The 14,296-nt window shown below is 71.7% G+C and carries 11 protein-coding genes; 9 read left to right on the top strand and 2 right to left on the bottom strand.

What is annotated here, in order from left to right:
• Window positions 1–7: 7 nt before the first annotated feature.
• The gene (locus AB0J36_RS18270; protein ID WP_357119903.1) at window positions 8–367 is read left to right on the top strand and encodes a YciI family protein; all 360 of its coding nucleotides are present in this window, start codon (window positions 8–10) and stop codon (window positions 365–367) included.
• A gap of 5 nt (window positions 368–372) precedes the next feature.
• Here AB0J36_RS18270 and AB0J36_RS18265 read toward each other — a convergent pair whose 3' ends face one another.
• The gene (locus AB0J36_RS18265) at window positions 373–741 is read right to left on the bottom strand and encodes a cytidine deaminase (RefSeq protein ID WP_355050269.1); all 369 of its coding nucleotides are present in this window, start codon (window positions 739–741) and stop codon (window positions 373–375) included.
• A gap of 119 nt (window positions 742–860) precedes the next feature.
• Here AB0J36_RS18265 and hrpA point away from each other — a divergent pair, with 119 nt between their 5' ends.
• Window positions 861–4,913 (top strand): ATP-dependent RNA helicase HrpA, encoded by a 4,053-nt coding sequence (hrpA, locus tag AB0J36_RS18260; RefSeq protein ID WP_363660901.1) that lies wholly within the window; start codon window positions 861–863, stop codon window positions 4,911–4,913.
• A gap of 52 nt (window positions 4,914–4,965) precedes the next feature.
• Here the strand turns inward: hrpA and AB0J36_RS18255 are convergent, their stop codons facing one another.
• Window positions 4,966–5,898 carry a LysR family transcriptional regulator gene (locus tag AB0J36_RS18255; protein ID WP_357119909.1) on the bottom strand — a complete coding sequence of 311 codons (933 nt, stop codon included), beginning with the start codon at window positions 5,896–5,898 and terminating at the stop codon, window positions 4,966–4,968.
• Window positions 5,899–5,981: 83 nt separating this feature from the next.
• Between AB0J36_RS18255 and AB0J36_RS18250 the strand changes: the two genes are divergently transcribed.
• The 7 genes from AB0J36_RS18250 (at window position 5,982) to AB0J36_RS18220 (ending at window position 14,203) form a co-directional block, all read left to right on the top strand.
• Window positions 5,982–6,665, top strand: coding sequence for a succinate dehydrogenase cytochrome b subunit (locus AB0J36_RS18250; protein WP_357119912.1), 684 nt, complete (start codon window positions 5,982–5,984; stop codon window positions 6,663–6,665).
• Window position 6,666: 1 nt separating this feature from the next.
• The gene (locus AB0J36_RS18245) at window positions 6,667–8,604 is read left to right on the top strand and encodes a fumarate reductase/succinate dehydrogenase flavoprotein subunit (protein WP_357119914.1); all 1,938 of its coding nucleotides are present in this window, start codon (window positions 6,667–6,669) and stop codon (window positions 8,602–8,604) included.
• A complete protein-coding gene (locus AB0J36_RS18240; RefSeq protein WP_357119917.1) occupies window positions 8,601–9,362 on the top strand; it encodes a succinate dehydrogenase/fumarate reductase iron-sulfur subunit in 762 nt (253 codons plus the stop codon). Before AB0J36_RS18245 ends, AB0J36_RS18240 begins: the two co-directional genes overlap by 4 nt.
• Before the next feature lie 329 nt (window positions 9,363–9,691).
• On the top strand, window positions 9,692–10,876 hold the full coding sequence (locus tag AB0J36_RS18235; protein ID WP_357119920.1) for a zinc-dependent alcohol dehydrogenase: 1,185 nt from the start codon (window positions 9,692–9,694) through the stop codon (window positions 10,874–10,876).
• Window positions 10,873–11,835 carry an SDR family NAD(P)-dependent oxidoreductase gene (locus AB0J36_RS18230; protein WP_363660900.1) on the top strand — a complete coding sequence of 321 codons (963 nt, stop codon included), beginning with the start codon at window positions 10,873–10,875 and terminating at the stop codon, window positions 11,833–11,835. The genes AB0J36_RS18235 and AB0J36_RS18230 overlap by 4 nt, the downstream gene beginning before the upstream one ends.
• Window positions 11,836–11,943: 108 nt before the next feature.
• Window positions 11,944–12,945, top strand: coding sequence for a serine hydrolase (locus AB0J36_RS18225; protein WP_363660899.1), 1,002 nt, complete (start codon window positions 11,944–11,946; stop codon window positions 12,943–12,945).
• A gap of 112 nt (window positions 12,946–13,057) precedes the next feature.
• A complete protein-coding gene (locus tag AB0J36_RS18220; protein WP_357119928.1) occupies window positions 13,058–14,203 on the top strand; it encodes an MBL fold metallo-hydrolase in 1,146 nt (381 codons plus the stop codon).
• The last annotated feature ends 93 nt before the right edge of the window (window positions 14,204–14,296 follow it).

The following is a 14,296-nucleotide window of genomic DNA, read 5'->3' as shown; positions in this document are numbered from 1 at the left end:
GTGGGGCATGCGATTCGACCAGCACACGGTCGTCCTGCTGACCCGACCGTCGGATCCGCCGGAGCTGCCACCGGAGGCGATCGACCGGCTACGCGACGCCCATCTGGCCCACCAGGCAGGGCTCGTGGAGCAGGGACTGGTGCTCGCGGCCGGCCCGCTCCTGCACGCCGACGACGACCGGATGCGGGGCTTCGTCGTCTTCTCCATCGCCCCGGACGAGGTACGCGGGCTCTACGCCGACGACCCGGCCGTCCGTGCCGGCCTGCTCGTCGCGCGGGTGGCGAGCTGGATGGTGCCCGAGGGCAACGTGCGGTACGAGGGCGTGCCGATCCCCGCGTCGATGCTGGAGGCGGCGGCGGGCGACTGACGCGGTCAGCCGGGCAGGTCCGCGATCGGCAGCACCCGCAGGTCGTCCGGCTCGCCCACGATGACCCGCAGCGCCGGGAAGTACGCGCTGAGCACCGGCCGGCACCTGTCGCAGGGCCCGACGACCGTACGACCCCGGTCGGCGACCGAGACGATGGTTTCCAGCTCGGTCACGCCCTGCGTGGCGGCGGTGCCGATGACGACCAACTCCGCGCAGGTGTCCCCGCTGTCGTGGTGCAGGTTCACCCCGGAGAACACCCGCCCGTCGGCGGTACGGGCGGCCGACGCGCCGGTGTGGTGGCGGCTGCGGCACCGAAGTTTGGCGACCGCCGTGGCGGCCTGCACCAGCGCTCGATCGGTGTCCCGCAGCTCCATCCCGGCCCCCCAGCGCTCGACGTCGGCCGCAACTGTAGACCGCCGTCCCCGCGCCGAAGCACCCACGCGCGGTAACCCAGGGGCGGTCCGCCGCCGGGCTGCCTATCCTTGGGCACGACATGCAGAATCCAGCCTCCTCCGCCGCGACCGATCCCGTCCGCGACCTGCACCGCCGCCTCAGTCCCCTGATGTTCCGCGACCAGCGCCGGCTCCAGCGACGCCTGGACGGCGCCCGCAAGCTGCGCGACCCGCAGCGCCGGGAGGCGGCCCTGACCGAGATCACCGCCGAGCTGGCGCGGGCCGAGCAGCGGCTGGCCGACCGGCGGGCGGCGGTGCCGACGATCGCGTACCCCGTGGGGTTGCCGGTCAGCGAGCGCAAGGACGACATCGCCGCCGCCATCCGCGATCACCAGGTGGTGATCGTGGCCGGCGAGACCGGCTCCGGTAAGACGACCCAGCTGCCGAAGATCTGTCTGGAGCTGGGGCGCGGCATCAACGGCCTGATCGGGCACACCCAGCCCCGGCGGCTGGCCGCCCGGACGGTGGCCGACCGGATCGCCGACGAGCTGGGTACCGAGCTGGGCGACGTGGTCGGCTACAAGGTGCGCTTCACCGACCAGGTGAGCGACCGCAGCCTGGTCAAGCTGATGACCGACGGCATCCTGCTGGCCGAGTTGCAGACCGACCGGATGCTGCGCCAGTACGACACGTTGATCATCGACGAGGCGCACGAGCGCAGCCTCAACATCGACTTCATCCTCGGCTACCTGCGCGAGCTGCTGCCCCGCCGGCCCGACCTCAAGGTGATCATCACCTCGGCGACCATCGAAACCGACCGCTTCGCCAAGCACTTCGCCGACGCCCAGGGCAGTCCGGCGCCGGTCGTCGAGGTCTCCGGACGCACCTATCCCGTGGAGGTCCGCTACCGGCCGCTGGTCGAGGTCGCCGAGAGCGACGAGGAGGGCGACGCCGACGAGGAGAACGTCCGCGACCAGATCCAGGCGATCGGCGACGCCGTCGAGGAGCTGGCCGCCGAGGGTCCGGGCGACATCCTGGTCTTCCTCAGCGGCGAACGGGAGATCCGCGACACCGCCGACGCGCTGGGCAAGCTGGTGCAGAAGAAGCGGTCCCTGCTGGGCACCGAGATCCTGCCGCTGTACGCCCGGCTCTCCGCCGCCGAGCAGCACCGCGTCTTCGCCGCGCACAGCTCACGACGCGTGGTGCTCGCCACCAACGTCGCGGAGACCTCGCTGACCGTGCCGGGAATCAAGTACGTGGTGGACCCGGGCACCGCCCGCATCTCCCGTTACTCCAGCCGGCTCAAGGTGCAGCGGCTGCCGATCGAGCCCGTCTCGCAGGCGTCGGCCAACCAGCGCAAGGGCCGCTGCGGTCGGACGTCGGACGGTATCTGCATCCGCCTCTACGACGAGCAGGACTTCCTGTCCCGCCCCGAGTTCACCGACCCGGAGATCCTGCGTACCAACCTGGCGTCGGTCATCCTCCAGATGACCGCGATCGGGCTGGGCGACCTGGCCGCGTTTCCGTTCATCGACCCGCCGGACAAGCGCAACATCACCGACGGCGTCAACCTGCTGCACGAGCTGGGCGCGTTGGACCCGACCGAGACCGACCCGGCGAAGCGGCTCACCGCGCTGGGCCGCCGGCTCGCCCAGCTCCCGGTCGACCCGCGGCTGGCCCGGATGGTGGTCGAGGGCGAGCGCAACGGCTGTGCCACCGAGATCCTGGTGATCGCCGCCGCGCTCTCCATTCAGGACCCCCGCGAGCGCCCGGCCGAGAAGCAGGCCCAGGCCGACCAGGCACACGCCCGGTTCGCCGACAAAGAGTCCGACTTCGTGGCGTACCTGAACCTGTGGCGGTACCTGCGTGAGCAGCAGCGGGAGCTGTCGTCCAGCGCGTTCCGCCGGATGTGCAAGGCGGAGTACCTGAACTACCTGCGGATCCGCGAGTGGCAGGACATCGTCAGCCAGTTGCGCCAGGTGCTGCGTACCCCCGCCGAGAACGACCGGCGCGGCGGGCGGGCGGCGCGGGACACCCCGGCCGAGGCGGACGCCGGCCGGGGCGCGGGCCGCCGGGGCGGCGCGGACCTGCCGGAGGAGATCGACACCCCGAAGGTGCACCAGTCGCTGCTGCCCGGCCTGCTGTCGCACATCGGCCTCAAGGACGCCCAGAAACACGAGTACCTGGGGGCGCGGGGCGCGAAGTTCGCGCTGTTTCCCGGCTCGGCGCTGTTCAGGAAGCCGCCGCGCTGGGTGATGGCCGCCGAGTTGGTGGAGACGTCCCGGCTGTGGGGGCGCATCGCCGGGCGGGTCGAGCCGGAGTGGGTCGAGCCGCTGGCGCAGCACCTGGTCAAGCGCAGCTACAGCGAGCCGCACTGGGAGAAGAAGCAGGCCGCGGTGATGGCCTACGAGAAGGTCACCCTGTACGGCATGCCGCTGGTCGCCTCCCGCAAGGTCAACTTCGGGCGGATCGACCCGACGTTGAGCCGGGAGCTGTTCATCCGGCACGCGCTCGTCGAGGGCGACTGGCAGACCCACCACCGGTTCTGGGCCGACAACAAGCGACTGCTGGGCGAGATCGAGGAGTTGGAGAGCCGGGCCCGCCGCCGGGACATCCTGGTCGACGACGAGACCATCTTCGGCTTCTACGACCAGCGGATCCCCGCCGACGTGGTCTCCGGCCGGCACTTCGACACCTGGTGGAAGAAGACCCGCCACGAGCGTCCCGACCTGCTGACCTTCACCCGCGACCTGCTGATCAACGACGGTCGCGGCGGTGTCGACGAGAGCGACTACCCCGACGAGTGGCAGACCCAGGGGGTGACCCTGCCGCTGACCTACCGGTTCGAGCCGGGCACGGCGACCGACGGCGTCACCGTGGACATCCCGCTGCCGCTGCTCAACCAGGTACCGGCGGAGGGCTTCGACTGGCAGGTGCCGGGGCTGCGCGAGGAGACGGTGATCGCGCTGATCCGCTCGCTGCCCAAGGCGATCCGGCGCAACTTCGTGCCGGTGCCGGACTACGCCCGCGCCGCCCTCGCGGCGATCACCCCCGGCGAGACGTCGCTGCTGGACGCGCTCACCCGTGATCTGCGCCGGATGACCGGTGTCACCGTGCCCCGCGACGCCTGGGAGCCCGGCAAGCTCCCCGCCCACCTGCGGGTGACGTTCCGGGTGCTCGGCGACGACGACAAGCCGGTCGCCGAGGGCAAGGACCTGCCGGCCCTGCAACGTCAACTGCGCCAGGAGGTACGCCAGGTCGTGGCGGCCGCCGCGCCGGAGGTCGCCCGGACCGGCCTGCGCGAGTGGAGCCTCGGCACGCTGCCCCGGACCATCGAGCAGGTCCGCGTCGGCTACGCGGTGACCGCGTACCCGGCCCTGGTCGACGAGGGCACGACGGTCGGGGTGAAGGTGTTCGACTCCCCCGCCGAGGCGGAGGCCGCGCACTGGGCCGGCACCCGCCGGCTGCTGCGGCTCACCGTGCCGTCCCCGGCCCGGTTCCTGCAGGGTCGGTTGAGCAACGAGGCGAAGCTGGCGTTGAGCCGCAACCCGCACGGCGGCGTGCAGGAGCTGATCGAGGACGCGGCCGGCGCGGCCATCGACCGCCTGATCGACGCCGCCGGTGGCCCGGCGTGGGACGCCGAGGGCTTCGCCGCCCTGCGCGAGAAGGTCCGCGCCGACCTGGTCGACACCGTCGTCGAGGTGATGGACCGGGTCCGCAAGGTGCTCGCCGCCGCGTACGCGGTCGAGCAGCGGCTCGGCGCGACCCGCAACCTGGCCGTGGTGGCGGCGCTGGCCGACATCCGCAAGCAGCTCGCCGGGCTGGTGCACGCCGGCTTCATCACCGAGACCGGGTACGCCCGCCTGCCCGACCTGCTGCGCTACCTCACCGCCATCGAACGTCGGCTGGACCGGCTCGGCGGCAACCCGCAGCGCGACCGCCAACAGCAGGACCGGATCGCGGCGGTGCGCAAGGAGTACGACGACCTGCTCGCCGCTCTGCCGCCCGCGCGCCGGCAGGAGGCGGCTGTCCGGCAGATCCGCTGGATGATCGAGGAGTTGCGGGTGAACGTGTTCGCCCAGGCGCTGGGCACCCCGTACCCCGTCTCGGAGCAGCGGATCTACCGCGCGATGGACGACGCCGAGGGCCGCTGAGCCCGCCGGCCCGGCCGCCGCCGGCCTCTTCGCGGCGGCGGCCCCGGCCGGGTCAGCCCAGCGGCTCGACACCCGGCGGCAGCTCGCCCCGGTCGATCGCGGACTGGACGTAGTCGAGCAGGATCCGCCGCAGCTCGCGGCCGGCGTGCGTCGGCACCACGTCACGGCGACGGGCCACCGCGATGGTCCGCGTCACCCCGGGAGACGCCAGCGGCGTGCCGCGCACCCCGGGCCGGCGGGCCAGCACGATCCCCGGCACCAGCGCGATGCCGAGTCCCGCCTCGACGAAGCTGAGGACGGCGTCCATCTCGCCGCCGTCCACCGCGAACGTGGGCTCGAAGCCCGCCTCCCGACACGCCGCGATGGTGGCATCACGCAGGTCGTAGCCCTCCCGGAACATCACCATCGGCTGGTCACGCAGATCGGTGATGCGCAGCTCGCCCGTCCCCGAGCCCGTCGGCACCTCGTCCACCGAGGCCACCACCAGGCTCTCGCGCAGGATCGGGTCGACGCGCAGGCCCGGGTCGGCGCCCTGCGACGGCATGATGATCAGCGCCAGGTCCAGGTCGCCGCGCAGCAGGTCACGGACGAGGTCCTGGGAACCGCTCTCCTCGACGCGGAGGTCGACGGTGGGGTGCGCGTCGCGGAACCGGCGCAGCACCGGCGGGGCGAGCGAGGTGGCCAGGCTCGGGGTCGCGCCCAGGCGTACGCGCCCTCGGCGCAGGCCGACCAGCTCCTGCACCTCCCGGGTCGCGGTCTCCACGTCGGCGAGGATCCGGGTCGCCAACGGCAGGAGCACCTCCCCGGCCGCGGTGAGGGCGATGTTGCCCCTTACCCGCTCGAACAGCGGGGCCCCGAGGTCGGTCTCGAGGGCGTGAATTTGCTTACTCAACGAAGGCTGGGTTATGCCAACGATGTCGGCGGCTTGGGTGAAATGTCGTACTTCTGCCACCGCGACGAAGTACCGGAGCTGATGGAGCTGCATCTACATAGCTTATGGCTATCAACGCTGCGAGTTCGATGCATTGGACGACTGATCAAAGTGCTCCTAGCGTCGATCCCGTGGTAATGACGAAAACTCGGTCGCCCATCCGCTCGAACGTCGGCCTCAAGGCCGTCATGGCGGTGACGGGCATCCTGCTGGTGCTCTTCCTGATCGCGCACATGCTCGGGAACCTGAAGGTGTTCACGGGGGAGACCTCGTTCGACCACTACGCGCACTGGCTGCGCGACATCGGCAAGCCACTGCTGCCCGGTGTCTGGTTCCTGTGGATCCTGCGCACCGTCCTCACGGTCGCCGTCGTCGCCCACATCGTGGCCGCCACCGTGCTGGCGCTGCGCGCCCGCGCCGCCCGCCCGGTGAAGTACGCCCACCGCAAGAAGGTCCGGGGCAGCTACGCGGCGCGCACCATGCGCTGGGGTGGCGTGATCATCCTGCTCTTCGTGATCTACCACCTGCTGGACCTGACCACCGGCACGCTCAACCCGGTCGGGACCGAGGGCAAGCCGTACGGCAACGTCGTCGCCGACTTCGCGCCGGAGCGCTGGTACGTCACCCTCTTCTACACCCTGGCGATCGTCACGCTCGGCTTCCACCTGCGCCACGGCGCCTTCAGCGCGTTCCGCAGCCTCGGGCAGCAGACGCCCCGGGGCGAGCGCCGGGCGCGCGCCGCCGCGCTGGTCTTCGCCGTGGCGCTCTGCGCCGGATACCTGGTGGTCCCGTTCGCCGTACTCACCGGATTGGTGTCCTGACATGGAACTCTTCACCGAGGGCGACCCGATCGCCGACACGAAGGCGCCCGCCGGCCCGGTCGAGAAGCGCTGGGAGACGCGGCGCTTCGAGGCCAAGCTGGTCAACCCGGCCAACCGCCGCAAGATGACGGTGATCGTGGTCGGCACCGGCCTGGCCGGCGGCTCAGCCGCGGCGACGCTGGCCGAGCAGGGCTACCACGTCAAGTCCTACTGCTACCAGGACAGTCCGCGCCGGGCCCACTCGATCGCGGCGCAGGGTGGCATCAACGCCGCGAAGAACTACCGCAACGACGGCGACTCCGTGCACCGGCTGTTCTACGACACCGTCAAGGGTGGCGACTTCCGCTCCCGGGAGTCGAACGTGCACCGGCTCGCCGAGGTCTCGGTCAACATCATCGACCAGTGCGTCGCCCAGGGCGTGCCGTTCGCCCGTGAGTACGGCGGCCTGCTGGACACCCGCTCCTTCGGCGGCGCGCAGGTGCAGCGCACCTTCTACGCCCGGGGCCAGACGGGCCAGCAGCTGCTGCTCGGCGCGTACCAGGCCCTGGAGCGGCAGATCGGCCTCGGCAACGTGGAGATGAACGCCCGGCACGAGATGCTGGAGCTGGTCATCGTCGACGGCAAGGCCCGGGGCATCGTGGTCCGGGACCTGGTCACCGGCGAGATCACCACCGAGATGGCCGACGCCGTCGTGCTCGCCTCCGGCGGTTACGGCAACGTCTTCTACCTCTCCACCAACGCCAAGGGCTGCAACGTCACCGCCACCTGGCGGGCGCACCGCAAGGGGGCGTACTTCGCCAACCCCTGCTACACGCAGATCCACCCGACCTGCATCCCAGTCTCCGGCGACCACCAGTCGAAGCTGACCCTGATGAGCGAGTCGCTGCGCAACGACGGCCGGGTGTGGGTGCCCAAGCGCAAGGGCGACGACCGCAGCCCGAAGGACATCCCCGAGGACGAGCGGGACTACTACCTGGAGCGGATCTACCCGTCCTTCGGCAACCTGGTCCCCCGCGACATCGCCTCCCGCGCCGCCAAGAACGTCTGCGACGAGGGCCGCGGCGTCGGTCCGACCAAGCTCGGCGTCTACCTCGACTTCGGCGACGCGATCGACCGGTTGGGCCGCAAGGCCATCGAGGCCAAGTACGGCAACCTCTTCGAGATGTACGAGCGGATCACCGGCGAGGACCCGTACGAGGTGCCGATGCGGATCTACCCCGCCGTGCACTACACGATGGGCGGGCTCTGGGTCGACTACGACCTCCAGTCCAGCATCCCGGGCCTGTTCGTGATCGGCGAGGCGAACTTCTCCGACCACGGCGCGAACCGCCTCGGCGCCTCGGCGCTGATGCAGGGCCTCGCCGACGGCTACTTCGTGCTGCCCACCACCATCGCCAACTACCTGGCCTCGGGGCCCCTCGAGAAGGTCGACGCCAGCCATCCCGCGGCGGTCGAGGCGCGTACCGACGTCGAGGACCGGATCCAGCGGCTGCTGGCGGTCGACGGCGACCGGACCGTGGACTCGTTCCACCGGGAGCTGGGCCAGATCATGTGGGAGCACTGCGGCATGGAGCGCTCCGAGGCCGGACTGCGCAAGGCGATCGGCGAGATCCGCGACCTGCGCGAGCAGTTCTGGCAGCGGGTCAAGGTGTCCGGCACCGGTGAGGAGCTGAACCAGTCGCTGGAGAAGGCCGGCCGGGTGGCCGACTTCTTCGAGCTGGCCGAGCTGATGTGCATCGACGCCCTGCACCGCGAGGAGTCCTGCGGCGGTCACTTCCGGGCCGAGCACCAGACCCCCGACGGGGAGGCGCAGCGCGACGACGAGAAGTTCGCGTACGTGGCGGCCTGGGAGTTCACCGCCACCGGTGAGCCCTCGGTGCTGCACAAGGAAGACCTGAAGTTCGAATACGTCCACCCCACGCAGCGGAGTTACAAGTGAACCTGACCCTGCGCATCTGGCGCCAGAAGGGCCCTGAGGACAAGGGTCGGATGGTGACCTACCCGGTCGACGACGTGTCCCCGGACATGTCGTTCCTGGAGATGCTCGACGTGCTCAACGAGCGGCTGATCCTCTCCGGCGAGGACCCGGTGGCGTTCGACCACGACTGCCGCGAGGGCATCTGCGGCATGTGCGGCCTCATGATCAACGGCGACGCGCACGGGCCGCAGCGCGGCACCACGGCGTGCCAGCTGCACATGCGGCAGTTCAAGGACGGCGACACGATCGACATCGAGCCGTGGCGGGCCAGCGCCTTCCCGGTCGTCAAGGACCTGGTGGTCAACCGGAGCGCCTTCGACAAGATCATCGCCGCCGGCGGCTACATCACCGCACCGACGGGAAGCGCGCCCGAGGCGCACTCCACCCCGGTCGCCAAGGCCAACGCGGACGCCGCCTTCGAGTCGGCCGCCTGCATCGGCTGCGGCGCGTGCGTGGCGGCCTGCCCGAACGGCTCCGGCATGCTCTTCACCGCCGCCAAGCTCACCCAGCTCTCGCTGCTGCCCCAGGGCCAGCCGGAGCGCTACACCCGGGTGATCGGCATGGTCGACGCGCACGACGAGGCGGGCTTCGGCGGCTGCACCAACGCCGGTGAGTGCACGGTGGCCTGCCCGAAGGGCATCCCGCTGAACACCATCGGCCGGCTCAACCGCGACTACCTGTCGGCCACCACCAAGGGCGGCAACACCCCCGGCTCCTGAACCCTCCGGCCCAGGCAACCCCCGGACCGCTGCGCCCCCGATCGTCGGGCGCGGCGGTCCGGCGTTGAGGGCGTCCACCGAACGCGCTAGTCCGGCCCGGCCCGCGACTGGCCCGGCCCGGTCCGCGACTGGCCCGGGGAAGATCAACTCGGCATACCGGAAGTCGGCTGGTCCGGGCTCCCACCACACCGCGACTTCCTGGAACCCGAGTCGATCACGGCACCACGACGGGCTCGGCGAGCCGGCAAGCAGGCACACCCCTCGGCAAGCCGGTTCAACCCCCTCTCCCGGGGTAGCAGTCAGACAGGACCGAGGGAGGGCAACCGGACATGAAGGCGTTGACCTGGCAGGGCAAGCGGGACGTACGGGTCGAGGAGGTACCCGACCCCCGGATCGAGGAGCCGACCGACGCGATCGTCAAGATCACATCGACGGCGATCTGCGGCTCGGATCTGCACCTGTACGAGGTGCTGGGGCCGTACCTGAAGCCCGGGGACATCCTGGGACACGAGCCGATGGGCATCGTCGAGGAGGTCGGCCCGGAGGTGACCGGCCTGAAGCCCGGCGACCGGGTGGTGGTGCCGTTCAACATCTCCTGCGGCGACTGCTGGATGTGCCGACGCCAGCTCTACGCCCAGTGCGAGACGACCCAGGTGACCAGCGAGGGCAAGGGCGCGGCGCTGTTCGGCTACACGTCCCTCTACGGGTCGGTGCCCGGCGGCCAGGCCGAGTACCTGCGCGTTCCCCAGGCCCACTTCGGGCCGATCAAGATCCCGCAGACCGGCGCGGACGAGCGCTACCTCTACCTCTCCGACATCCTGCCCACCGCCTGGCAGGCGGTGAAGTACGCGGACACCCCGCCCGGCGGCACGCTCGCCGTCTTCGGGCTGGGCCCGGTCGGCCAGTTCTGCGCCCGGATCGGCCGCCACCTCGGCGCGGGGCGGGTCATCGGGCTGGACCTGGTGCCCGAGCGGCTGGAGCTGGCCCGCCGGCACGGCATCGAGGTGCTCGACGTACGCGAGCTGTCCGACGTACCGGGCGCGCTGATCGACCTGGTCGACGGGCGTGGCCCGGACGCGGTCATCGACGCGGTCGGCATGGAGGCGCACGGCTCGCCGGTCGGCAAGCTCGCCCACGCGGCCGTCGGCCTGCTGCCGGACAAGCTCGCCCAGACGATGACGGACCGGGTCGCCATCGACCGGCTCGCCGTCCTGCACGCCGCGCTCAAGGCGGTCCGGCGCGGCGGCACCGTCTCGATATCCGGCGTCTACGGCGGCGAGGCCGACCCGATGCCGATGATGGAGATGTTCGACCGGGGCGTCCAACTGCGGATGGGGCAGTGTCACGTTCGCCGCTGGGTCGACGAGATCATGCCGCTGCTCTCCGGCGACGACGACCCGCTGGGCGTGGAGGATCTGCGTACCCACCGGCTGCCGCTGAGCGACGCGCCGCGCGCGTACGAGATGTTCCAGCAGAAGGAGGACGGCTGCATCAAGGTCGTGCTCGCTCCATGAGTCGGGTCGTGGTGGTCGCGGGCGCGACCAGCGGGATCGGTCGGGCGACGGCGCGGGCGTTCGCCGAGCGCGGCGACCGCCTGGTCCTCGCGGCCCGTGCGCCGCAGACCCTCGCCGAGGTACGCGAGGAGTGCGCGGACGTCGAGGTGCTGACCGTGGCGACCGACGTCACCGAGGCGGGCGCGCTGGACGCGCTGGCGCAGGCGGCGATCGAACGGTTCGGCCGCATCGACGTCTGGGTGCACACCGCGGCGGTGATGGCCTACGGGCGCTTCGACGAGCTGCCGGAGCGGGTGTTCGACCACGTGGTGCGGACGGACCTGCTGGCCGCCGCCGGCGCGGCCCGGGTGGCGCTGCGGCACTTCCGGGCCACCGGCGCCGGGACGTTGATCCTCACCGGGTCGGTGCTCGGGCACATCACCGCCCCCTACATGAGCGCGTACGTGACCAGCAAGTGGGGTTTGCAGGGGCTGGCCCGGACGCTCCAGCAGGAGCTGCGGGACAGCCCGGGAATCCGGCTGTGCCTGGTCAACCCGGGCAGTGTGGACACACCCGTCTACCAGCAGGCGGCCAACTACCTGGGTCGCGTCGGTCGCCCTCCACCGCCGGTCGCCGGGCCGCAGCGGGTGGCCCGGGCCATCGTCGACTGTGTGGACAGTCCGCGCCGGGAGGTGTCGGTGGGGCGGCTCAACGTGCTGCTGCGAGCCGGCTTCACGCTGCTGCCCGGCGTCTACGACGTCCCCGTCGGCCCGTTGATGCGGCTCGCGGGCCTCAGTGGGCGGCCGGTCGCGGCGCACGACGGCTCGGTCTTCGCCCCGAACCCGGCCGGCGAGGCGGTCCGTGGCGGTCACCTGCCCGACCTGCGGCAGCTCGCCCGGGCCGTGTCCGGGCCGGCGGCACAGCTCCGTGGGACGGCGGCCGGCGCGATCGGCGCCGCGCTGCGCCGACGGCCCGGGTAAGACTGTTCGGGACTGTTCGGGACTCTCTCCGGGGGCATCATGAATAGATCAACTCGCCTAGCGTGGGGGGCCGGCAGGCGCTCCGGCGCCCCACGACGGGAGAGACGATTGACCATCCGACTGAACCGCAGGACCGCCCTCGGACTGGGTACGGTGGCCACCGCCGGTACGGTGCTCGCCGCGACCACTCCGGCCAGCGCCGCCGAGGCGACACCCACCACCCCCGCGCAGGCGGCCCGGCGGGTCGCCACGGCCTTCGGGCGCCACAGCGCCGAGGCCGGCGGCAACTGGCAGGCATACGTCAGCGTGGCCGACCCGGCGGGCACGCCGGTCGTCGCGGTGGCGGCGGACGAGGACCGGACGATCGAGGCGTACAGCGTCAACAAGATCGCGGTGGCCACGGCGGTGTTGGACAAGGTCGACCGCGGGCTGCTGACGCTGGACCAGCGGGTCGAGGTGACCGAGACGATCGTGGTGCCGGGTGGGGACGGCATCTTCAGCCGGGACGGCGCGTACCCGAGCAGCGTGACGCTGGGACACGTGCTGGCGAACCTGCTGACCGTCTCGGACGACACCGCCGTACGACTGTGCGGTCTGGTCGCCCCGGCCGCCGAGATCAACTCGATCCTGGTCGCCAAGGGCTTCCCGAACACCCAGGTCGAGCCGGTCGCCAACCCGAATCGGTTCTTCCTCGGCACCAGCACTCCCCGGGAGACGCACGACCTGCTGCGGGCCCTGGTCGCCGGCACGCTGCTCTCGCCGGCCTCGACGGCGCACCTGCTCGGGCTGCTGCGCTCCCCGGTGGCCTTCACCGACGGGATCCGTCGCACCATGTCCTCCGACGATCGGGCCCGCATCGCCACGAAGGCCGGCTGGTTCGCCGACGCCCGGCACGAGGCCGGCGTGATCTTCGACCGGTCCGGCGCTGCGGTGCTCACCTACGCGCTGTTCGCCGACGGGCAGGCCGACCCGGACAACTTCGGTGCGACCCATCCGGCGGTGCGGGCGCGCGCCGCCATGGGTCCGAAGGTCCTCGCCGCGGTGGACCGCCTCGGGGGCGCGGGCACCGCGTACCGGACGACCTTCCAGCGGCCCAGCAACGGCGGCTGACTCCGCTGCCGGGCCGGTCGTCGGGGACGACCGGCCCGGTGCGGGCGACCGCCGGGGCGGAAGCCGCACGGGGGAACTACCGTGTAGTGCGGGACACGGCGGAGGGACGGCGATGACGCCAACGGAACGCACGGACGGGCAGAGGTCGCTCGGGCGACGGATGCGGGCGACGGCGGGACTGGCCGCGCTGGCCGGCCTGGCCTGGATGGCACGGGACGTCCCGGCGGCACTGGGCGGGCGACTCGCCGGGGCCCGGGCCGAGCGGGCGGCCCGCTCGCCGCAGTTCCGCGACGGCACGTTCCACAACCAGGCCGACGTCCGCACGATGGTCGCCGCCGAACCGGGTCGGAACCTGGTCCGGGAACTGATCTTCGGCAAGCAGAAGCGCCGCCCCACCGCGCCCGTGCCGCTGCTGCGGCCCGGCGCGTCGCCGGCCGCCGACACCGCCGACGAGCTGAACATCGTCTGGTACGGCCATGCCTCGGCGCTGATCGAGATCGAGGGGCGGCGGGTCCTGCTCGACCCGGTGTGGAGTGACCGCTGCTCGCCGTCCGGCGCGGTCGGCCCGCGTCGGCTGCACGAGCCGCCGGTGGGCATCGACGAGCTGCCTCCGCTCGACGCCATCCTGATCTCCCACGACCACTACGACCACCTGGACATGCCCACCGTGCGGGCGCTGGTCGCCGGGCAGTCGGCGCCGTTCGTGGTGCCGCTCGGGGTGGGCGCCCACCTGGATCGCTGGGGGGTGCCCGCCGAGCGGATCATCGAGCTGGACTGGTCCGAGTCGCACCGGGTCGACGGGTTGAAGATCACCGCCACCGCCGCCCAGCACTTCTCCGGTCGCGGGCTGCGCCGCGACGGCACGCTCTGGAGCTCCTGGGTGGTGGCCGGGGCACGACGCAAGGTCTTCTACACCGGTGACTCCGGCTACTTCGCCGGGTACGCGGCGATCGGCGCCGAGCACGGGCCCTTCGACGTCACGCTGATGCAGATCGGCGCGTACGACCGGGCCTGGCCGACCATCCACATGTTCCCCGAGGAGGCGGTCGACGCCCACCTCGACCTGCGCGGCGGGCTGTTCATCCCGGTGCACTGGGCGACGTTCAACCTGGCCCTGCACGACTGGTCGGAGCCGGTGAACCGACTGTGGGCCGAGGCGAAGGCCCGGGACGTGCGGCTCGCCGTACCCCGCCCCGGCGAGCGGGTGGTCGTCGACGACCCACCGGCGGTCGACGGCTGGTGGCAGTCCGTCGCCTGAGATGTAAGGAAGGGCCCCCTGTTAACGCCAGGCGGTTAAAAAATTGAACATCCATAAAAAACAAAGAAAAAAGTCGTCGGTACAGATCGCCCC

The sequence above is a fragment of the Micromonospora sp. NPDC049662 genome (genome assembly GCF_040675055.1).
In the GTDB taxonomy this organism is placed as follows: Bacteria; Actinomycetota; Actinomycetes; order Mycobacteriales; family Micromonosporaceae; genus Micromonospora.
The sequence above is the reverse complement of the archived record's forward strand: the minus strand, read 5'-3'. Positions and strand labels throughout refer to the sequence as shown.